Genomic DNA, 21428 nt, shown 5'->3' on the forward strand with positions numbered 1-21428 from the left:
GGCAGATTTCCCGTATATTCGCCTCCTTATTCCCGAATTATGGACGTAAGTCATATGATTATGGAGAGATATCCACCCTTTTATGGGGAGAGCAGCCGGCAAACACCTGATGGAAATGCCTCGTAAATCACAGGAGAATAGCCATACAATGGGCTAATACACAATAATTATTGGATAAATGTGGTCCGCTCCTGCGGACAGCAAGTTGTGTTTTCGTTTAACGAAAACAGGACGGTTTAACGGAGAATACACCGATAAACCGTTACTTATTTCAAGCTCCAGCGTCGCTTTTTACATATCTAACTATAATTCATTTGAAATCACAAAACAGATTGAACCGAATGTGGTTAGTTTGTCTGTTTATTTCATGTCCGAATCATTAGTATGCTATGTTGCAAAGTTCGTATTCATTATGAAAAAATCCGCTTACGAGAACAAGATATTCAGGTAATTTGCCATCCTTTCCCCAAAGAAGTTCGATGTTAAAAAGTTCAGAAAGCGTTTTGGCTATGTCAAATCCGAAGGCTTCGAGTGACGGACGCACTTTTTCCGGGTGTCGGCATGGTGTGCCGCAGTTACGCGTACACTCGTTATCTGAGCAGTGAAGACATTTACCTATATAGGCAAATGAACGCCCTCCATATTTCCGTTCCATATCCAATAATTCGCTCTCGATTCGTATCCGTTCCGGTAAAATGAGTTTTTGTGTATATTCAATCGGAATATCTTTGTCTTCAGGGATTATCTTCGTTGCCATAAGATGTGCATACTTGTATTGTCGGAGAAACGATTCCGTATCAAAATCAAATGGAGGACACCCCCAACTTTTACCGTAATTGGTACATTGTTTGCAAAGTTCAAGAAAATGTGGTTCGTCACGGAATTCGGCGATGTATCCTTCAACAGTGATGTCTGAAGTAAAATTTTCTACAGTGTATATACTCATTGTTTCAAAATCATTGTACCGCATAAGGAGTCGAAACGGATGTTTTCATTTTGGAAAAGTCTGTCAATGTATCCGCTTTTCTGCATTTCAGACGCGGTCAAGCAACTTAAATTCGGGGTATCTAACAATGCTATCGAATCGCACATGGACAACGCGATGTCAAGTTCATGTGTCGAGAACATGATACATTTTTTCTCGTCGTGGACAAGCCTACGAAGCAACGCCACAAGTTCGTAGCGATTAGGCATGTCAAGAAAGGAAGTCGGTTCATCAAGGAGAATGATAGGAGTATCCTGTGCCAATGCACGAGCAATCATCACACGCTGGCATTCGCCATCCGACATTTTATCCATCGTGCGGTTTGCATAAGCCTCCATTCCCACCGAAATGAGCGATTGCATGACTATCTCCTTATCTGTTTCTTGCATCCTACCTATCCAGTTGGTATAAGGAGCACGGCCTATGGCTACGACATCCTTGCACCGCAGGTTGGCGATGCGCGTGCGCTCGGTCGTGACGACAGCCAGCGTTTTTGCCATATCTTCGGTTTTCATGCAGGCGATGTCGTGCCCGTCGAGAATGATTTTTCCGGAATAACACCGGTTCAGACCGGCTATGGCGCGGAGCAACGTCGATTTTCCTGTCCCGTTTCTTCCGATAAGGGCTGTCAGTTGACCTTTTTTTATCGTGGCATTTACCTCGTGGAGCAACGAGTTTTCTTTGTAACCTATGGAAAAATGCTGTAATTCTATCATGCGGTGATGGATTTGTTGCGTAAAACCACCCATACGACGATTGGGATTCCCAATAGAGCTGTAATGGCGTTGATCGGCAAGGTGAATATTTTAGAAATGATGTCGCAAAGAAGCAATATCGATGCTCCCGAAAGAATTGTTCCGGGCAGAAGGACATGATGATCGCTATTTTGGAAAAGCATTCTTGTGACATGAGGCATAGCGAGACCTATGAAACCTATCGGACCGCAAAAAGCGGTTATCGTTCCGGCGAGCAGCGTTGTCGAGAGAAACAACAGGCTGCGTGAACGCCGAATATTCAGTCCCATTGTTACGGCATATTCCTCTCCGAACAGCAGGAGGTTAAGCGGTTTGATGGTCAGTACAGCCAACAGCAGTCCGGCAAACACCGATGGAACAAGAATCAGAAGTTGTCCGGAGGTGACGTCACCCAAAGCCCCCATCGTCCAAATGACAAAGGCTTTCAGCGATTCCTCTTTGCTGAGGTACTGCAATATCTGCACGACAGCACCTACGCCCGATGAGAACATCATGCCCAGAATCAGGATTACCATGATGTCTTTTATTCGCTGTCCGACGGCAGTTATCACGAGCAACACGACAGCCGCACCCACCCACGCTGCTCCGGCAATGCCTATTGATGAACCGATCCCGGCAAGTACCACAAGTGCCACACCGAGACTTGCACCGGAACTGATGCCAAGGACATAGGGACCGGCAAGAGGATTACGGAAGAGGGTCTGCATCTGAAGACCGCTGACCGATAAGGCAGCCCCGGCCAACAGTGCCACTATAGCTTTTATGAGGCGTATGTTGAGTACGATTTTTTCCGTGGCACGGGAACAATTTCCCCCGGTCAGTGCTGCCCATACATCGCGGATCGGAATGTTGACAGCTCCCACGGCCAAGTCCAGTAAAAAAAGACCGACCGTGAGCGTAATCAATATGGAGAATAATATAGTCGAACGGGAACGCATCTATTTCAGTTGCTTGTAATACACACACTCTTCCTGCACCAGTTCAGGATGGAATATCTTCACGAGGTCGCGGAGCACGATGTCAGGATTCACGACGGCAGACTCGTAATAGTCGTTACCCCCGGCTGTGTTGGTACGGGCGTTGTTGTTATACACCTCTCCATTTTTGAAACATCGGGTATCGGTGAATTTCGGACATGATGCCTTCAAGTCGTCAAGGGAGTTCGCCATTCCCACGTTCAACCACATGTCCGCATCCGACGCGAGCAGATATGCTTCTTCTAAGTCAATGGGGATAGAAGCGTTTCCCGTGTTCTTCTGGTAGATATAGCGGCCTCCCGCATCAGTAATCAAGCGGGCTACATAACTTTGGGTTGAAGGCATGAACCACGAGTCGCCATAGGGAACATTAAGCATAACCGAAGGAGTGCCGAGGGTACTGTCGGCCACTTTCTTTTTCAAGGCGTTGTATCTGACCGGGATTGCGGCAAAGGCTTTTTCACCCTTCTCACGTTTTCCTGTGACTTCTGAAAGCACTACCATCCATTCGGCCTTGCCGAGAGGCGACTCTTCAAGATAATCGCCGACATACATGAACGGTATGTCGAGTTCTTCGAGTTTGCTTTCCATTGCGCTTGCGCCGTTCACCCCATAGAGCAGAACGAGGTCGGGATCGAGCGAGAGCAGCAACTCGTAGTTGATGTTCCCTTCATAGCCGACATCGCCAATACTGTCGCGGCGGGCTTGGATGTCTGGGTTGGAAATGTAGTCGATTCCCGAAACGCCGGTTATACACCGGACTTCACCGATTGCGTCAAGCATGGCGATATGAGTGGAAGACATCGCCACGATACGTTTGGCGTCTCCTTTGAGTACCTGTCCTGCAAACCCTTCGGGAACCTCTTCACCGTTGCGGACGATAAACAGCCATGTGGTTACACTGTCCGCTCCCTGCCAGGGATTCCTGACGGTTATCAGTACGCTTTCCTTCCCGCCCGCCCCTTTGATGTCGAAGCCGGAGGCATATTCGGGAGCATAAAGCAGCAGGTTGAAATCATTGATTTTTGAGCTTTTGTTGTGGCAGCCTGTAAATGCCAGAGAAAGCAACAAAATCAGGCTTAAATTCTTTAATGCGTTCATATTGATGCAGATTATCGTTTACTATTTTTGTTTTTTCCGAACTTGGGTGTTATGCCGATGAATATCTCGAAATTGATGCCCGGCATGGGACGGGACAATACGGAAAGGTATTCTTCATCGAACAGGTTGTTGATGCTGCCCTTTAGCGACAGATCGGCCCATCGGAAAGAGAGCTGTTTTTCCAGTGTCACGTTATTCATGAAGTAAGGGGGCAGATAGCCCGTCAGGGTATAGTCATTACTCGACATGGTATAACGCTGGCTGTAATAACACCATTTGTAAAGCAGGCTCCATGTCCGCCATGACAGACGTCCGGTCACCGTTGCGGAAAACTCCGGCACGTATGGCAACTGTTTGCCGACGGATTGGTCTGCCGGACTCATCGGTTCGCTCTCGTTGATCGAGGGAGTCCACGAGAAAGTTCCGTTCATATCCAGTTTCCAGTCCTTTCCGAGCATTATATCAAGGTGGGCGTTGGTCTCTGCCCCGTAAGCATGTACCTTTTTGAGGTTTCTGGGGGAGAAGAATCCCTTGGTTGTGGGTAGCCAGATGATCCAGTCGTCGATGTGCGAATCGAACCAGTTGATACCACCGCTCAAAGCATATACATTTTCTTTCCCCACCGAGAACGACAACCCCACGTCGTATGTGAAGCCGTGCTCGCTTTTCAGGTCGGGATTACCGCCCGGCAGAAAATAGAGGTCGTTCAGCGTGGGAAAACGGTAGTTCCGGGAGATGGATGCTTTCGCCACGATATTGCCTTTTTTCGACAGTACCCCGTCGATGAAGAAAGCCGGGATAACCGGGGCCCATTCCGTACCGAACATATCCTCGCGAAGGACAAGCGAGGCGGCAAAACGATCGACAGGCCGCCATTTCGCAGAAACGGAACCGGAAAACTCGACACGTCCCTTGTCATACCCGACAACAGCCTTGTTACCTTCCTGCGAGATGATATTTTTGTCCGCGCTTTCCACCAAATGCTGGTGTACGGAAACACCGGCCGTGAACAGCCATTTCTCTGAAGGAGCATAATCCCCGTCCGCACTTCCGTAGAACGTGTTAATCTTACTGCGTGAGCGGGTCATCGAAGCCATTTCGCCGTTTCCCTTGTCCCGCTTGTAATCATAGGCCATCCATGTGTGTATATAGCCGCCTTTTACACCGACCTTCCATTTCTCCCGCACGCGATCCCACGAGAGGACGCCGCGAAACGTCTGCTCCCTTTGGCGGTTCTCGAAGTCCATGTCGTTCCCGTAATCCGTGCTGAGCATCGCCAGTTCCCGGTTGGAATTGATATACCAGGCGTTTAGCCCGAACTTGTCGCCTTCGCCCGTGTTATAATAAATTTCCTGCAAGACGTGCAGATCCTTATAAGCCCCGCTGCGGTTGCGTTCCGTCGGGTAATAGGAACCGATGATGTTCTTGTCCTCGTCATAGATGTTTTCCTTCTTGTCCCGGTTTCGGTATTTGTAGTCGTTGGGGGAAGAGGAATACACCACACGGGTGGAGGACTGCCAGTGTTTGTCACCGTAGGTCAGGCGGAGAAACTCGTCGAACGTGCTGAACGACCCCACTCCCTGCACGTACTGCAACCCGAACCCTTCATGGTTGGCCGGAGAAGTGGAGAGCCTGACCAGACCACCCAAGCCGCCGCCCGTTTCGTTTACCGATGACGTTCCGTGCAGCAGCGAGGCATCATCGATAAAGTAAGAAGGGATGGTGGAAAAATCCGTCATGCCCAGCATCGGGTTGTTAATGCGCATACCATTCCACGTCACTTGGGTATGCGAGGGAGAGGTACCCCGGAAAGCCACGGTGGATAACGTGGCGCGTCCGTAGTTCTTGACAAAAACGGATGAGTTGAATGTCAGCACATCGGCCATAGACAAGGCGATGTTCTCTTTCATGGCGATGGAATCGAAACGGGTTCGTTGCACGCCTATATCCTTCATAGGTCGTTTGCCCACCACCGTAACCTCCGGAATACGTAGTACCCTTTTGGTAATGCTGACGGAATTTTTCTGCTGGGCGGCAAGCAGAAAGGGCAGGCTTACCCCCACGAACAATAGAATAAGATGTCTTTTCATTTTTGTCCTCCTTCCTCGTTATTTCCAGCAGAAAGCTCCCGGAATGATTCCCACGTAAAATTCATCGATCAGCTTGCCTTGCGGCGAATAGCGATACACGATACCTTGTTGCTGGTAATCAATAGCGTCGGCCACATATACCTCCCCGTTGTTGGGATTGACCGTAAGGCCGTAGTATTTGGTGTCCCGAAACTCCAGAAAAGGCCGGACGGGAACACGGTCGGCTTCCACCGGCATTCGCCAAATATCGTTGTTGATCCAGTAAAGTGTATCCCGTGTACCGTTGAGCTGGACTTCCGAAGGCCAGTCGCCCAGCTTAAACTTGAACTGTTTCTCTACGGTGAAAGTCTCGGCGTCTATACGATAGAGAGACGGTGCCTCGTAACCGTATGGGCTGCCCTCGTAACCGCCATCCGTGATGGTCCACATCTTGTTGTATTTGTCCATGACCAGCGAAGTAGGTTGTATGCCGATGGTCAGTTCGTCCACGACCTTGTCCGTCTCCGTGTCGATTTTCAGGATGCGGTTCTGGTACGACCAGCAGTTCACATAGACGTACTTGCCGTATTGTACCATTTGTTCGGTGGAACCCGATTCCATGTCCATGTCTGGACATTCGATATAGCCGGTAATCTCGTATGTCTTGGGGTTGATGATGAAGATACGGTAGTCCCATATCTGCGTCACATAGGCTTTCTCATCCGACAGAAAATGGATATACCGGGGTGAGGTGAAACCTGTGATACGGCCCACTTCCTTGAAAGTATTGATGTCGATGGCGAAAATCACATGCGAGTTGTTCACCACGATCCAGCCTATACCGTCCCGGATAACCATAGACTGGGCCACATCGCCCAACTTGAACCCGTTGGCACGGTAAAACACTTCATTCTCCACTTCGCACGTGGCGGGATCGTAGTAGGAAAGCGTGGCATTGCTGTACTGGAAATTCCCCTCGTTGGTAATGAAAAGACCAGAGGCCGATACAGAGAAATCTTCCATCTCTCCGTAATCCCATTTCATGCAACTGCCGAAAACTGGCAGGCAGAAAAGAAAAAGGCAAATCCGTTGTATTGTTCTGCTCATTGTCATTCGGATAAAAAAGAGTACCCGAATCATTACGGGTACTCTGGTTAAGGTATAAGGTTTAATCCTGCTGCGTATATTGTTTGTCCTTCATATTTTGGAAGGTTGGGTTATACCCACATTTCGTCACGCTCCAACTTTCCCCCGTAATCATTCCGTTTTCTATAAACTTGCCGAAGAAAGTGTAGTCGGTAAATTTCGTCAAACCGTCAAAAACAACCCCATGCAAGGTCTCCAACTTCTCCATGGAAAGTGTTTCCTGAGAAAGAGAAGTCGCACTTTTTATCTGTAGCGTACCATCTATAGTCTGTAATTTATCACAAGTAATGCCTGTTGCTTTATTAACGAACAACCCTTCACCTCCTACGTGAAGCAATTCCGGAATATCCAGCGATTTACTTTGTAAAGATATTGCTAACGAACCCTCTCCCTCTTTATAATATACAGGAGAAGCTGAACAACAAACTTTGGATAGTAAGGGCAAGTTACAACTGGTAAAATTTCCAGATAAATAGAACTGTCCTCCCACTTCTTTCAAGACTGGCATTGTGATTGAAGCAAACATGGGTATTTGGATATATCCATATCCATCTATGATTTCCAAGTCGGGAAATTTGGCATTGCTTCGCATTTGGCCTGTCACATTTAGATTTCCATATACATGTTGAATTGTCGATATGGTATAATCGGTATTGTTGGTGGTTGGCTTACAAGTGAAGTCTTTGATATTCTTGAACGTGATTTCAGGGAACTTATTATTCGTGAGACTGGTGATGACAAAATTTACATTTGACAAATCTTCGGCTGTTTCAATTTTGGAGAGCTGCACCTTGTTTATAATTTCAATCTGGGGCGCTGTTTCTCCGAAGGTTTCAAATCGGGCGTTCGGCAACAGCAGTGTTCCGCTCACATCTTCAAGATAATCCAGCGTGATGCTTCCAAGTGTGGTGATCTTGCTCCAGTCGGGAAGTTGTTTGAGTGCCGTGAAATTCTTTATCTTTATCTGTCCCTTTATCGTTGTCAGTTTGTCCATTCCACCGAAAGCCTGAAGCACGTCATTTCGTTGGGGAACAAAACTACCGGTAGGAGGAGCTTCCATATTGGCTTCCATAATAATACTTCCGTTTACTGTTTCGATTTCCGGAAGGTTGATGGTTTCCAACATCACGGGGACGGTATGGAAATCAAGGCCACCGGTCTCTTTCAGCTTAAGGAAGCTCATGGAAGTCAGCTTGGCAAGATTGTTTACGGACAAGACCCCTCCGACACTTGTCAGTTCCGGTATTTCCAAAGACGCAATCGAACCGGCTGCTGTGTTCTCTTCATTGAGTCCTTGAAGATTCAGATCCTGACCTACAGTAGTCAGAACCGGAAACTCAAAACTCTGTAACGACGACGCATTGAACATCACGCTTCCTTCAATAGTTGCCAGTTTCTCGAATAGGACATACGTCACTTGGTCGTTATATACCGATATGTCTCCGGAGAGCGTTTCCAATGCTTTCATGGAAATCATGTGAAGTTCCGTAGCTTTCGAGGCGACATCGGTCGAACCTACCTGTAAACCTCCGGCAGAAACGATATTATCCAACCCTGTCAAGTCTGCACCGTTGTAACTGTTACGAATGACAATGTTGCCAGTAACCTCTTTCAAAGATGCCAATGCAGATATGTCAGTGATTTTTTCTGCCTCTTCCGCATCAGAGCCGATAATCAGGTTCCCTTTGACAACGGTTGTTTTGGTTGCGGCAAAAGAAGCTACCTCCTCGGTGGTCTTCAACTCCACATCTCCGTCAGATTCTATCTCGCTTTTCACGACCTTATAGGTATATTCGCGGGCATCTCCGTTATAGGATGTCACCCGGAAGGTTCGTTCGTTATCCCAGTCCGTTACCGTTTCAGGATCAGGTATGATTGTTGCAGAAGTTGTGTACTTGAATTCCACTTCGGCGTTGTTCAGCGATACCGTATAGGGAACGGTTATTGTTACTGTATTGTCCGTAATGTCGGCCGTGTACGATTTCCCGTCCACGGTCATCACGACCGATGTGATGAAATTTTCATCTGCATCTTCAGGTATAATTTCATCGTTTTTGTCACACGCTCCCAAAAAGAACAAGGATAGGAGCATGGGAAGAAAATAAATTTTCATACTTGTAATTTTTATTATTTGGTTAGATCCTCAAAAGAAAATACCTCCGTAGAAACTTCGCCCAGCCAGCCGCTTTTGGCCAGAACACCGCATTGTATTTTGATAAAGTCAATATATTGCAGATTGGCTTCCGTTCCATCGGCATGGATGGCATTGGAAATTTTGAAACCGTTCCTTTGTCCGCTTCCATCCACCGTACTGCCGCCTTCTATCTGGTCGTTTCCGAAATTATCCACGTACCCCCAGTCATAACTCTGATTATCCCAATAACCGGTTTGAGAATCTTGGGTGTTGCGGGCGGCCAGACAAGTGCCTGTCAGGGTATAACTGTTTTCCGAAATCCAAGCCGGATAATAATAGTCTTGTGTATGATAAGCGGACAGATAGTCTACCCAGCCGTTTCTACCGTCGGAACTGATCCATTGGACATCCATTTTTTTGCCTTCCGGACGGTAATAGGTCACTTCAAAATTCTGTATTGTTTCTTCCTTGCCTGCTTCAGATCCTTTCAGTTCGTACCACTCGTCATCCGGCAATCCGTTTCCGTTTATATCTTGCATGACCCATACGATACCCGGTTCGGAACTGCCGTCAAAGGCGTTCCCCTGAACACAGAAATCATATTGGTTACCCGAATTGGGAATACTGTGGTCGAAGCCGACGATGATATAACCCCCGAAAGAACCTAAAGAGACGTGCAGTTTGTCTTTCAAACGCTGTGTTGCCCATGCGACAGCCGCTTCAGGGGATGTTTCGTTGCCGGTCATACCGCCTATCGTGCTCGTCTCGTTGATAAATTGGCCGGGAGCTGGGGTATATTCATAGACTTTATTCCAGAGCTTGGAACTTCCCGAAGCCCGGAAGCCGTCTTGTTCCTTTTTGTCCACACAAACGACTTTTACGGTGGCAGTGACAGCCGTTTTCCCTTTGTCGATATTCCTGCTTATTTTTTCCGTCGGTGTGTCTTCCGACACAGTACAGGAGACGGTGTATTCTCCGGGTGCGGACGGCGTGAACTTGAACATGCGTTCCACTTCTCCTTCCATGACCTGACCGTCCACACTCCACTCAAAACGGGGATTGTCGAAATACTCCAACAACGGACGCAGGAAAACAGGACGGTCGGCAAAAGTGTACCTGTCCGTGGATGTTTGCAGGTAAGACGGGGTCGGGAATTTGACAACGTAGGGCATCGTTTCCACGACCTCTACGCTTACGTCTTTCGTTGTTGTCCCATCTATATTGGAAGCGTTGATTGTCACCGTATAAACACCGAGTTCTTTTTCATTGAAAGTATAAGTATTCTCGGTGGAAACGATTTTTCCTTCCCGTACCCATTCGATTTTGAACCCTTCGACATCCGAATGCTGAATATCGGGAGTAAATGTGTAATCGGTATTCCGGACGACTTTTAGCCCCTGCGAAGGTAGTGCCAGTGAGATGACCGGAGGGGTGAGTTCTTTCACTTCTACTTTCAGTTCCTCTTCGGCATAGCCTTCCGCATTGTCTACTCTTAGTTTGACATAAAAATCCCCGCATTCATTCCATGTACGTTGAAGAGACGGACCCGAAGAAACCAGCGTACCGTCTATCGTCCAAGCAAAAAGAGCATCTTCAACATTCTGGTATGTCGGGGCGATAGTCAATTCGTGATCGACCTTGACCGTGTAAATACCGGTCTCGCTGTCAAGTTCTATTATAGGTTGTCCTCCTACTTCTTCGGTAATGACTTCATCCTTGTTGCAGGAGGTGAACAGCATACAGGCAGAAATAATAAAATAGTGAAAACGATGCATGATGTGTGGATTTTAGAAAAATAACAGGGATACCCCCGACAGAAGGGATATCCTTGTATTCTTTTTATTGTATGGTGATATCATCAATACAGATATAAGCCGGAGTATTCAAACCGTATGCTCCCGAATCCGAACCCTCGAAGTTGAATTTCACACTTTGCACCCCTTCGGCATTGATTTCCCAATAATCCCATGTCGTGATAGGATCAACCTGTTGTTGGCCGTTACGATAATCGGCTAAAAGACGTTTGTAAGTGCGGATCAGACCGCCATTCGCATCATAACATTCCAGATTCACTTGGAAATACCCTTTCATCTCTTTCAGAGGAGTCGCTACCCCCGTAGAACCGAACTGATTACCATAAGTAATGACACCATAAGTGTATGAGGTGTTGCAGATCCACAGGCCGACCAATTTCCGGGGAACATTGAAATAAAATTCTGGTTTAGCCATCCATGCCTGATTGTAAGCATCCACATATCCGTAAACGACACCGAAATTGGAACCGCTGTGCCCGGCTTCCTTATTCTGTCCTTCCGCTTCCACCGCAGTGTTATAGACAGAACATTGGTTTAGATAAGAATACCACCAGTCTCCGGTATTTCCCGACTGATTGGAGCGGATGTTCCAGTTGGAAAGTGCGATGCCGCCGCTGGAATACTCTGTGCTTCCACCTACAGTATTAAACATTGAAAGGAAGAGATATTCTTCCGGAGTATTGTCGTAAATGGTGGTTACTTGAGGATACCCTTGGTACGAATAAAGATTTTCTCCGGCCGAGGTAGGTCCTGCTAACATGCCGGGATCGAAATCATCGAAAGTGATAGTTAAAGTACCGTCCGAATTTGTCACAGCACGGGTTTGCGAAGTTCCGGAATCAACCGGGTCCATCAAAAAGTCATCGTCCGAGCTACAGCCAGAGAACAAGGCGGTTGCGGTAAATAGACAGGCACCTGCCAGAAAGCGTAATTTTCTTTTCATAGGTCACTCATTTTAATGTAAAACATATTATTAACAAACACAAAAAATTCCCGTTCGTGCGGACTTACACGAACGGGAATATGTCTGTCTTCAAATATTGAATGGCCGATGAGCTATTCCTTATTTGATTACGACCCGTATATCCCGCAGGTGTAAATCTCATTCCGGTCATGGCAGGTCTTCTGACTCGTCCCGGTCATCGTGCCTTCCCGGTATTACACCAGTGGCAAAAGTTCGATGTCCGTTTTTGTGGACTCACAGCAGCGGGTACTGTCCCGGATTTTCACCGGGTTCCCTTTTCATTCGGAAGGCGTAAACCTCCCGAAACCATTTCCCGACTGCAAAATTATCTATATTACATATCAATTCCAAATAATTCATAATATTTATAATAAAACACACAAAGCATGACAACCGTACTGTTTTAATTAGAGCATTCAAGTTTACGACAAACGAAGACGGTAATTATCATACACAATATCCATAAACCAACAAAACAGCTTGCCATTTTCCATAACAATGCGTTCTGGAATAGATAACTGTTAGCTGCAATTATGCAAGCAAAAAAAGCAGACAGAATAATGACTATTAATATCATGCACCAGAAATTAATCCTATAAATTTATGGAAAACAAGTAAGGGAATGGAAGTTCCGTTGCCGCATGGATGCAGGTGAAGGACCTTCTCTTTTAACGTTGGATACGCCAATGCACGCCAACGGAAGACTCTGATATTATCTGTTTGGAAAGGATATAGGATGTGCGTTACTTTGTCGCATATTCAGAATCTTAAAAAGAATTTTAGTATGGAACTGACAATTATTGAAACAAGCGCGTATTAGGAGTTGAGAAAGCTGGTCAGCACGCTGGTCGTACAGATGGGCGACTTCCAGAAAAAGATTGCCCCGCCTGCGCCGGACAAGTGAATGGATGCGCAGGACGTATGTGATGGACTTATGCCCAAACACTTTCTGAAGAGTTTCCAGCAGCATCCCCTTGAGTATGGCCAGAACGGCAAATGCGTGGCGTCCGATGTGCGGGGTGACCTCGCCCCGGAGTTGCATTTCCTGCCTATGATTCCAAGACTGAGCCGCATGGCATTGTATTCACCTACCGGAAAGACACATTCGGGGAGTCTTTCTTTTCATCCGTACCCCTATATTTTTCAATCAGTTCGATAGCAATGGGCAATAATTTTACGACATACGCCACTCCCGTTTTTATACGGTTGCCCATCAGCCATGTACCGCCGTCGGAGTCGGTATGGATATTATCGTATGTTATGGCTTTCAAGTCCACATAGGAAAGACCGGTGAAGCACATGAACAGGAACATGTCGCGCATGGCACGCTGGCGTTTGTATCTCGGTTCTATATGGATTATCCTTTGCAGTTCCTCTTCGGAAAGGAAAGAACGCCTCTTGTATTCGGGCATACACTCGAATGATGCGAACGGATGAACCCGTATCCAGCCTTTTTCCTGCGCGATATACATCAGCCACTTCAAGGTATTGACACGCCCGAAGACAGTGGAGTTTGCCAAAGCGCATGTACCGAGCATCCAGTTGTAGTAATCCTCGATGAATGATTTCTCAAGTTCTTCGATGACAATATCCTCTGCATTCTTCTTGCTTTTCATGAAAAGCAGGAGACTCTTGTAATCGGCAACCAGACCGCAGTAGGTGCTTTCGGCTTTCTCTATGCCGATTTTCTTTTTATACGGTTCCAGCTGTTCCCTGAAAAGGTTCATAAGGGTGTGGCATTCCTCTGAGAAGCCGACATAGCGGTTATAGACTTTCTTGGCTGTAACAAAACTGTCGTGGTCGCAGATGTACTGGTAGTGCCTGGTGATTTGCGCCTTGATATTGTCAAGCTCCTGATTGAGTGTACGGGCCTCCTCGGACTTGCCTTTGGCCCGGTTGGTTTTGACGTCCCACAAAGCGAGGGACACTTCTTTCTTACAACTGAAACCGGCTTGGGTTCCATTGATGGTGATACGGCCCATAATCGGTGTCTTTCCGTTTTTTACAGACTGTTTATTCTCAAAACACTTAGCTATACATGGTCTGCGATAAGCTAAGAGAGATTCCCCTTACACAAAAGCATGGCATCTCCTTGTCGTATCTCGCCTTTATACTTTTATGTATAGTAGTCTACCGGATCGAATGAACAAGACCTATCCCATACATAAACCAATTTAGACTGCTATGTTATTTTTGAGGAAGAAGATGGAATGAGACCAGATACCCTCTTTAAGGCTGACTGTAAGTCGATTAAATGTAGAAAAAGATTGCTTTTGTCACAAGTAAAGTGTATATTTGCATTGAAAGAATCGTTCTTTGACAGAGGCAAAAGAAAACAGAATATTGTAATTCGCTCGTTTCTAAATCGTTACCTGATATTAATTAAACAGAAATAACTGTTTAATTTTCAATTAGATAGAGATTGTATGATGTTTCGCGGTGTATGAACTGAGCCTGCCGCCCAATCTCAAATCCACCGACACCCGTTCCAGCCGGCGGTTCAGGTTGCGCAGTTCACATTGATATTCCTGATAAGGAGTCAGCACCTTCTCCTGCCGACGTTTCCCGGTACGGGGTTGTCCCAGGATGGGCAGCAGGTAGCTCGGATGATCGTTCTCCGCCATCCTCCGGTTGATGATGTCCATCGCCTCACGGGGCACGGTAATGCTGACCTCCTGCCCCGTCTTATGCCGGCAGTAGGTCAGCACCCCCTTGTCAAGATTGCTCCTGCGCAGGTGTGCCAGATCGACAAACGGGATGCCCCGCAGCATAAACATCAGCACAAACCAGTCCACAGCCTTCGCCGAGGCCGATTCATCCGGACACCCCGACATGCGGATCATACGCCCCACCGTGCGGGCATCCACGGCACGCTTCACGTCGGAGCGCGTACCGGTGTATACCTTGTCGAAAAGCCCGGTCACATATCCCGGACGCCCCTTCATCCCCCGGTTGTAGCCCGCACGCAGGGCACGCATGTAAGTAGACACCGTGTTCCAGCTAAGCCCCCGGCCAAGCAGCAGAAATTCGTAATTCCCCAGAAATGCCGGGGTCACCTCTTCAAATCCTATCTCCTCCTTTCCCGCGCTCTCCCTGAGCAAACGCAGCATGTTGTGGTAAATGCGCCGGGCGGACTCACGGCCCTCTTCACGGAACCTTTCAATCTCCGAAATCATAAATACTGTTAATGTTTCATTCATCTTATTCATTGTTTTTAATTTACAATATCCCCTTAAATATAAATTGTACAGAAAGCCGGATAACCGAACCTATATCTTTACAAAACACATATAAAGAGACTTTACGGAACAATCCTTGGGACGATATGCTGTACACTTTTTGTATATCTTTGCCGATCCTAACGTCGTTTTAACAAACATTGGCATCCAGCCATCCCATACAAACCTCAAAGTAAGATGAAAAAGAGCATCCAGGACCTGAAAGAGTCATTAAGAAAAAAGGAACAGAAACAACAAAGACTGCACGAACAAGAAGATAAGATAGAAAAAGACATCCGTGTGCTGCGATACCTGATAGAACGGGAGGAACAGGCCGCCTCTGCACAAGCCCCCCGGAAACGGAAAATCGCCCGAAAGCAGGTAAGCGACTTCTTCACCCGGATCGCCCTGTTTTACGAAGACCTGCAACGGCGCCTGAACCTGCGCATCACTTACCGCTGCTTCTGCCGCTGGCTCTGCACCCGCTACGAGTTCGAGTCACGCTACCACGACCGCCACAAGTTGTCGCCTTGCACGGTACTGGGGTATTTTAAAAGGGAAAGGGGTGGGTAAGCTTCATCAGTCAACCTACATAGTGGGCAATGCTTATGGGTTGCTTAGTATATTGTTTTTCTAAGAGAGAACTTCACCCAAAGATGTTTTCAACAAAGTAGATTTACCCGACGCCGAGGTCCCGTCAGGATGACAATCGGATACTTGTTTGTCATCTCTAATAACTTCTGTTTTATCATTGTTAGTTCACACGGCAGGATTGAATCAAGGATATGCCGTATATACCGCGGGGAAGAACTTATTGTCGACAGGGAAAAATGGATAGCAGTGCGGAGCGGCTTAGTTCAATTCAGGCAACAGCGTTGCCTATTTCCAAATATCTTCATTCTCCCAATTTGCAGGAAATCCCATTGCCCGGACATCAATTGAAGGGTAACGGTTTAATAAATCCTTAAACCTTGTCACAAACAAATGGTTAGGATTGATTATATCCAAAAGATACACAATCATGCTCAATATAAGTATGTAGGCGACTTGTGTACGTACAGCCACTAGTATAAAAATAAAAAGCTTACCCTGAGCGCGCTGATCTGACGGGAAGCGGGGTAAGCATGTTGCTGCGAAGATAAAACAATTCTCTTAAAATACAAAATAGTTGCCATATTTATTGTTTTTGATTCACGGCTCTTTCATTTAAGAAATATAGTTCATCGCTTGTTATTGTAGCAAAAAGCCTTATATTCGTGCGCAGCGATGCTGAAGCACCGCCTTAGGTGTTTCTTCTTATCGTTCATTTTATTTTTTAATCGTTACTAAATATCAGGATTCAACGATCCACTTTTCGATGTTTCGGGTTTGGGCACTGAAATTTACGCCAATCTTAAAAAGCTTACGGCCGTCAGTCGCAAAAGGTTGCGTATAATGCTTCCCGTTGATCTGTCGGAGGGCTTCTTCGGCAGTGCCATCCAACTTGAACTCCATCACATAAATGAATTTATCTGTTTTCAAAACGAGATCGACACGCCCTTCAGCGGTATGATATTCCACTTGCGTATAGAATCCCATTAGCTTAAAGACGATGAAAAGCACATTCTGATAGTGCAGTTCCCGATCACGAATCATTTCGTAAGGGGTATCCGCAAAGAAACTCTGCAGACGGCGGAAAAAAGAATCATAGTCCCCGGCACGAACCTCTTGTACGAACTTCTGAATTTCAAACGGGGCTTCTACTTTATTGGTGTCCGCATAATAAGGAAGCAGAAACTTCATGAACCCCTCCTCCACTTCGCGATTCGGGAATCCCAAACGGTAAATCCCGAATTCACGGTCATACCCCTTGATGGTGAGGTAACCGCTCTGATAAATTACGGGAATAGGATCGGTAGAGGAAGAGTCGATGCTGTTCAATACATCCGCATCGGTTTCCACATGCGCCATTTTATGAAGATCATAGTGATGTATCTGCAAGAGTTCTACCAGATAGGTAGGAGTACCCGTTTCAAACCAATAATTTCCAAATTTCATTTTATAGAACGTATTCAGCAAGCTGAAAGGATTGTAAATGCCGATCGAATCTTCCACAAAATGGTACCCGTCATAGCATGCCTTCAATTCACGGCACACCTCTTCATAACCCATCCTCTGCCTGTCGGCAAGTTCGTACAACTCTTGATCCAGATTGGTCCGTATTTCCTCCTCGGTGATGCCGCACAATGCCACGTAACGTTCGTCCATCGACAAATCGATCAGATTGTTCAAAGCACTGAATACACTCACTTTACCAAACTTGGTGACACCGGTCAGAAAAGCGAACCGGATGTATCCATCCATTGTTTTGATAGCTCCATAAAAGGCTTGCAAGGTCTTGCGAAACTCTTTTTGCAATTCTTCATCCCCAATGGATTGCAGCATGGGCTTATCATATTCATCCACCAGAATGACTACACGATGCCCCGTCAGTTTACAGGCACGCTCTATGACACCGGCAAAGCGCAGAGACAAAGAGCGCTCCGAAGGTTCAGCTCCATAGAGTTTCTCCCATGACACAATGGCTTTCTCCAATATATCCTCAAGGCTTTGCGGTGAGTCATATTTCTCTATATTTAAATCCAGATGCAATATCGGATGTTCTATCCACTCTTTCTCGAGCTTTTCCATCGCCAGTCCTTCAAAGAGTTCCTTTTTTCCCCGAAAATAGGCCTCGAGAGTAGAAACAAGCAGACTCTTCCCAAAGCGACGGGGGCGGCTCAGGAAATAATAACTCCCCGTCTTCACCATTTGATAAACCAATGCGGTTTTATCTACATAGAAAAAACCCTCTTTACGGATTTTCTCAAAATTCTGTATTCCGATAGGATAGATTTTATCGCTCATATTCTTTATTGTTCCGGAGATAAGTAACAGACCCATCTGTGGATACAAAGATACTATTTTTTTCTGTGTTTCGCATGTCATACTTGAAAAGCAACGCCGTGACAGTAAAAAAAGTTTTTCACTTCACACAAGAGAGATGTAATTTTGTCACGTAAATAAAAGCAACAATTATGAAAGAATTAAATTTTGACTGGCTGCTGAACGGAAGCTGCCTGCTGTCGGACGTGGCGATGGCATATTTCACAACCTGTGTTTATCCCCGCTCGGCAGGCAAACGGATGCGCGACGAGATAGAACGCTATCCGAACCTGTACGCCGAACTGCTGGAAGCGGGATACAAGCGTCCCAACACACTGTTGACGCCGCGCCAGATCTGTATCGTGATCCGTCACTGGGGAATGCCCGACACGGTGTACAAGTGGCTGCGCGAGCACCCCGCGGATCGGGTTCAAAAACTGTTCGCCGACCGCAAATTCGACTGATATATTTTATATATCTTTTGTTTATTATTTATTTATGTGCAGGTCTGCATGTTGGCGGCCTCTAAATTCATCCGCACAGAAAGCTGAGCAACAGCGCATTAGGAGTACCAAAGCATGTTGGTGTCCGTGTTGGTGGTTTAGAGGCTCCGGATGATGGAAACAGAGGTTCCGGAAAGGCCCGGACGAGGCTCGGTTTCACCCCCGCAGAGCGTGCGCTGCCCTGCAGAGGACCCTGTGACTTTTTGCGCCGTAATGCGGCACTCTGCATCACTTTCTTGCATCACCGGCTGTCCGTGCTTAGCTTTGTCACACCGTTCGGGAAAGAGCGGTACACTCGATAACCTGTAAAATGAAATACTATGAACGCATCGACTGAAACAATTCTGAAAAAAGGATATATCCTGATCCCCAAATCCCTGATCGAAGATTTCCTCAAAGCCGGATTGGGCACAGAGGGCTATCTGGAAGCGTGGATACGCGTATTGGCGCTGGTCAACTATTCGGATACGGAGATCTGTGTGCAAGGCAACCGGATGATCTGCCGACGGGGAGAGACGGTATACACCTACAGCCACTGGGAAAAGGTGCTGGGATGGAGCCGCTATCGCACCCGCCACTTCTTCGAAACCCTGTTTAAATCCGGAATCATGGAGGCCGTGGAGAACTCCGCCGGAATCACCCTGCTACGGGTGATAGACTATGACCTCTGGACCGGACAGAAAAAGGCGGCCGCCACCCGGAGCAACCATGCCACGGAGGGTTTCGACGACTTCTGGGACCTCTACCACCGCATCACCCAAAAGGACAAGATAAACATAGCCCGTGCCCGGAAAGAATGGAATAAACTGACGGCAACGGAGAAGAAGCTGGCCTTGGAAAACATCGAGGAATATTATGCCCACCAAAAAGATATACGCTTCTGCAAACAGGCGGCCACGTATCTGGCGGATAAAGCGTTCCTGAATGAATATGAGTTTTAAACCCACCACAAATCCAAATCATTATGCTACAACCCCAAGCACCCGAACTCGAGGAAACCATCCTCGGAGCCTGCCTGATCGAAAAAGAAGGCATGGCACTGGTTGACGAACTGCTGAAACCGGAAATGTTTTATGTCACCCGTCATCAACTGATTTATGCCGCACTGCAGGCGATGTTTCACGCCGGTACGAACATCGACATCCTCACCGCCACCGAAGAGCTGCGCAAGCGCGGAAAGCTGGACGATGCCGGAGGGCCGTTCTACATCACCCAACTGAGCAGCCGGGTGGCAAGTTCGGCACATCTGGAATATCATGCGCGCATCGTGCACCAGAAGTACATCCGAAGAGAAATGATCGTGGGATTCAGCAAGCTGCTGACCCTCTCCGGCGATGAAACCATCGACCTGACAGACACGCTGGTGGATGCTCACAACCTGCTGGACAGGCTTGAAGGAGCCTGCGGACACAACCGGCAACTACGGGATATGGACTCTCTGATGCAGGCCACCCTGGTGGAAGCGGAAGGGCGAATGCGGAAAAACAAGGACGGAGTGACCGGCATCCCTACCGGACTGACCGAACTGGACAAGATGACGGGCGGATGGCAAAACAATGACCTGATCACCATCGCCGCCCGGCCGGCAGTGGGGAAAACCGCCTTCGCGCTCCATCTGGCTAAAGTCGCAGCAGCGGCAGGACATCATACGGTGGTGTACAGCCTCGAGATGCAGGGCGAACGGTTGGGTGACCGATGGCTCCTGTCGGCAGGAGAGGTGGACCCGCACCTCTGGCGAAGCGGTAAAGTGTCGCAGGAAACATGGCTGCAAGCCCGGCAGACCGCAGGAGAACTGGCAAGACTGCCCATCTGCGTAGACGACAACCCGGATATGAGCATGGACCGGGTACGCTCAAGCGCACGGTTGCTGCAAAGCAAAGGCAAGTGCGACTTTATCATCATCGACTATCTGCAACTGTGCGACATGCGCACCGAACAGAACAACCGGAACCGGGAACAAGAGGTGGCACAGGCCAGCCGTAAAGCCAAGCTGCTGGCCAAGGAACTGCACATACCGGTCATCTTGCTGAGCCAACTCAACCGCGGCTCCGAAAACAGGGCGTACGGACGCCTGGAATTGGCGGATCTGCGTGAGAGCGGCGCCATCGAGCAGGATTCCGACCTGGTGGTTCTACTCTATCGCCCGGCACTGGCACACCTGGCAACGGACAAGCAGAGCGGATATCCGACAGAGGGGCTGGGGATAGCCATCATCGCCAAACACCGCAACGGCGAGACGGGCAATGTATACTTCGGACACAACAGGAGCATGACAAAAATCGGCGACTATGTGCCGCCGACGGAATGGATAAGGAGGAACGCGAAATAAAATGGAAAAGCCGAAGTCTACAGGCTCTCTATCTCTCCGGCGGACAATCCTGTCACCTGACAGATGGTTTCGACCGGCAGGTTCAATGCCTTCATCCTCCGGGCATTCGCCTGCTTCTCTTCCATGCGGCCTTCGGCAAGACCTTCCTGACGACCCTCCTGACGACCTTCCTGGCGGCCCTCGGCAAGACCTTCCTGACGGCCCTCGGCAAGACCTTCCTGACGGCCCTCCATAGCTGCCGTACTCAATACATCATTCTGAATCATAATCGCATTGATATGTTCATCATAAGCCAATTGTTCTGCCTTATTCATGTTATAATAGACAAGTTTACGACGCGCTTCCTCCAGTCCCGGAGCCTTGGTGTCGGGATGAATCACACCTGTCTTGAGATATTCAATCCACTCCTCAAGGGGCGTGACAGCCACTTTGTTGAACTCGTTCACACGAATAAGGAAATACTCAGGAAAGATCTCGGCAGGCAATTTACGGACGATGGCGTTCTTCTCTTTGGTGCTCACCTCCAGAA

The 21428-nt window shown here is 47.7% G+C and carries 16 protein-coding genes, 2 pseudogenes and 1 riboswitch; of the genes and pseudogenes, 4 read left to right on the forward strand and 14 right to left on the reverse strand.

What is annotated here, in order from left to right:
- Window positions 1-379: 379 nt before the first annotated feature.
- The 12 genes and pseudogenes from BSHG_RS05905 to BSHG_RS05855 all read right to left on the reverse strand — a co-directional run.
- A complete protein-coding gene (locus BSHG_RS05905) occupies window positions 380-946 on the reverse strand; it encodes a DUF2284 domain-containing protein (protein WP_004289236.1) in 567 nt (188 codons plus the stop codon).
- The gene (locus BSHG_RS05900; protein WP_004289235.1) at window positions 943-1701 is read right to left on the reverse strand and encodes an ABC transporter ATP-binding protein; all 759 of its coding nucleotides are present in this window, start codon (window positions 1699-1701) and stop codon (window positions 943-945) included. The genes BSHG_RS05905 and BSHG_RS05900 overlap by 4 nt, the downstream gene beginning before the upstream one ends.
- On the reverse strand, window positions 1698-2678 hold the full coding sequence (locus BSHG_RS05895; RefSeq protein ID WP_004311292.1) for a FecCD family ABC transporter permease: 981 nt from the start codon (window positions 2676-2678) through the stop codon (window positions 1698-1700). Before BSHG_RS05895 ends, BSHG_RS05900 begins: the two co-directional genes overlap by 4 nt.
- On the reverse strand, window positions 2679-3818 hold the full coding sequence (locus tag BSHG_RS05890) for an ABC transporter substrate-binding protein (RefSeq protein ID WP_004289233.1): 1140 nt from the start codon (window positions 3816-3818) through the stop codon (window positions 2679-2681). It lies immediately after the preceding gene.
- An 11-nt stretch (window positions 3819-3829) separates the two neighbouring features.
- Window positions 3830-5908 carry a TonB-dependent receptor plug domain-containing protein gene (locus BSHG_RS05885; protein WP_004311295.1) on the reverse strand — a complete coding sequence of 693 codons (2079 nt, stop codon included), beginning with the start codon at window positions 5906-5908 and terminating at the stop codon, window positions 3830-3832.
- Between the two features lie 18 nt (window positions 5909-5926).
- The gene (locus BSHG_RS05880) at window positions 5927-7027 is read right to left on the reverse strand and encodes a YncE family protein (RefSeq protein WP_004293828.1); all 1101 of its coding nucleotides are present in this window, start codon (window positions 7025-7027) and stop codon (window positions 5927-5929) included.
- A gap of 28 nt (window positions 7028-7055) precedes the next feature.
- Window positions 7056-9146, reverse strand: a complete 2091-nt coding sequence (locus BSHG_RS05875) for a lipoprotein (protein ID WP_004311297.1) — start codon at window positions 9144-9146, stop codon at window positions 7056-7058.
- Window positions 9147-9160: 14 nt separating this feature from the next.
- Window positions 9161-10942 (reverse strand): PKD-like domain-containing protein, encoded by a 1782-nt coding sequence (locus BSHG_RS05870; RefSeq protein WP_004293827.1) that lies wholly within the window; start codon window positions 10940-10942, stop codon window positions 9161-9163.
- A 64-nt stretch (window positions 10943-11006) separates the two neighbouring features.
- Window positions 11007-11924, reverse strand: coding sequence for a DUF4465 domain-containing protein (locus tag BSHG_RS05865; RefSeq protein ID WP_004289228.1), 918 nt, complete (start codon window positions 11922-11924; stop codon window positions 11007-11009).
- 154 nt (window positions 11925-12078) lie between these two features.
- Window positions 12079-12271: riboswitch (cobalamin riboswitch) on the reverse strand.
- Between the two features lie 386 nt (window positions 12272-12657).
- Window positions 12658-12987, reverse strand: coding sequence for a hypothetical protein (locus BSHG_RS23580; protein ID WP_004289226.1), 330 nt, complete (start codon window positions 12985-12987; stop codon window positions 12658-12660).
- A 46-nt stretch (window positions 12988-13033) separates the two neighbouring features.
- Complete coding sequence (locus BSHG_RS05860; RefSeq protein ID WP_004289225.1) at window positions 13034-13927, reverse strand: phage integrase SAM-like domain-containing protein; 894 nt, start codon at window positions 13925-13927, stop codon at window positions 13034-13036.
- A gap of 447 nt (window positions 13928-14374) precedes the next feature.
- Window positions 14375-15154, reverse strand: a pseudogene (locus BSHG_RS05855) (Tsr25 family tyrosine-type DNA invertase); the annotation flags it as partial.
- A gap of 207 nt (window positions 15155-15361) precedes the next feature.
- Here BSHG_RS05855 and BSHG_RS05850 point away from each other — a divergent pair.
- Complete coding sequence (locus BSHG_RS05850) at window positions 15362-15736, forward strand: hypothetical protein (protein ID WP_008660429.1); 375 nt, start codon at window positions 15362-15364, stop codon at window positions 15734-15736.
- A gap of 759 nt (window positions 15737-16495) precedes the next feature.
- Here the strand turns inward: BSHG_RS05850 and BSHG_RS05845 are convergent.
- A complete protein-coding gene (locus BSHG_RS05845; RefSeq protein ID WP_008660431.1) occupies window positions 16496-18049 on the reverse strand; it encodes an ATP-binding protein in 1554 nt (517 codons plus the stop codon).
- A gap of 170 nt (window positions 18050-18219) precedes the next feature.
- On the opposite strand from BSHG_RS05845, the gene BSHG_RS05840 reads away from it, so the two are divergent.
- From BSHG_RS05840 to dnaB, 3 genes are all read left to right on the forward strand, one after another.
- Window positions 18220-18531: a DUF4248 domain-containing protein gene (locus BSHG_RS05840; RefSeq protein WP_005793527.1), complete on the forward strand. Its 312-nt coding sequence runs from the start codon at window positions 18220-18222 to the stop codon at window positions 18529-18531.
- A 359-nt stretch (window positions 18532-18890) separates the two neighbouring features.
- Window positions 18891-19511, forward strand: coding sequence for a hypothetical protein (locus tag BSHG_RS05835; protein WP_005793525.1), 621 nt, complete (start codon window positions 18891-18893; stop codon window positions 19509-19511).
- A gap of 23 nt (window positions 19512-19534) precedes the next feature.
- The gene (dnaB, locus tag BSHG_RS05830; RefSeq protein WP_008660434.1) at window positions 19535-20899 is read left to right on the forward strand and encodes a replicative DNA helicase; all 1365 of its coding nucleotides are present in this window, start codon (window positions 19535-19537) and stop codon (window positions 20897-20899) included.
- 17 nt (window positions 20900-20916) lie between these two features.
- Here dnaB and BSHG_RS05825 read toward each other — a convergent pair.
- Window positions 20917-21428 (reverse strand): annotated as a pseudogene (locus tag BSHG_RS05825) (hypothetical protein); the annotation flags it as partial.

It is taken from the genome of Bacteroides sp. 3_2_5, assembly GCF_000159855.2.
In the GTDB taxonomy this organism is placed as follows: Bacteria; Bacteroidota; Bacteroidia; order Bacteroidales; family Bacteroidaceae; genus Bacteroides; species Bacteroides fragilis.

What these genes read in the sequence shown, in the direction of transcription:
- BSHG_RS05890 (WP_004289233.1), bottom strand. Translation starts at nt 3,818, where the DNA reads ATGAACGCATTAAAGAATTTAAGCCTGATTTTGTTGCTTTCTCTGGCA.
- BSHG_RS05850 (WP_008660429.1), top strand. Translation starts at nt 15,362, where the DNA reads ATGAAAAAGAGCATCCAGGACCTGAAAGAGTCATTAAGAAAAAAGGAA.
- BSHG_RS05865 (WP_004289228.1), bottom strand. Translation starts at nt 11,924, where the DNA reads ATGAAAAGAAAATTACGCTTTCTGGCAGGTGCCTGTCTATTTACCGCA.
- dnaB (WP_008660434.1), top strand. Translation starts at nt 19,535, where the DNA reads ATGCTACAACCCCAAGCACCCGAACTCGAGGAAACCATCCTCGGAGCC.
- BSHG_RS05860 (WP_004289225.1), bottom strand. Translation starts at nt 13,927, where the DNA reads ATGGGCCGTATCACCATCAATGGAACCCAAGCCGGTTTCAGTTGTAAG.
- BSHG_RS05870 (WP_004293827.1), bottom strand. Translation starts at nt 10,942, where the DNA reads ATGCATCGTTTTCACTATTTTATTATTTCTGCCTGTATGCTGTTCACC.
- BSHG_RS05875 (WP_004311297.1), bottom strand. Translation starts at nt 9,146, where the DNA reads ATGAAAATTTATTTTCTTCCCATGCTCCTATCCTTGTTCTTTTTGGGA.
- BSHG_RS05840 (WP_005793527.1), top strand. Translation starts at nt 18,220, where the DNA reads ATGAAAGAATTAAATTTTGACTGGCTGCTGAACGGAAGCTGCCTGCTG.
- BSHG_RS05885 (WP_004311295.1), bottom strand. Translation starts at nt 5,908, where the DNA reads ATGAAAAGACATCTTATTCTATTGTTCGTGGGGGTAAGCCTGCCCTTT.
- BSHG_RS05895 (WP_004311292.1), bottom strand. Translation starts at nt 2,678, where the DNA reads ATGCGTTCCCGTTCGACTATATTATTCTCCATATTGATTACGCTCACG.
- BSHG_RS05880 (WP_004293828.1), bottom strand. Translation starts at nt 7,027, where the DNA reads ATGATTCGGGTACTCTTTTTTATCCGAATGACAATGAGCAGAACAATA.
- BSHG_RS23580 (WP_004289226.1), bottom strand. Translation starts at nt 12,987, where the DNA reads ATGCAACTCCGGGGCGAGGTCACCCCGCACATCGGACGCCACGCATTT.
- BSHG_RS05835 (WP_005793525.1), top strand. Translation starts at nt 18,891, where the DNA reads ATGAACGCATCGACTGAAACAATTCTGAAAAAAGGATATATCCTGATC.
- BSHG_RS05900 (WP_004289235.1), bottom strand. Translation starts at nt 1,701, where the DNA reads ATGATAGAATTACAGCATTTTTCCATAGGTTACAAAGAAAACTCGTTG.
- BSHG_RS05905 (WP_004289236.1), bottom strand. Translation starts at nt 946, where the DNA reads ATGAGTATATACACTGTAGAAAATTTTACTTCAGACATCACTGTTGAA.
- BSHG_RS05845 (WP_008660431.1), bottom strand. Translation starts at nt 18,049, where the DNA reads ATGAGCGATAAAATCTATCCTATCGGAATACAGAATTTTGAGAAAATC.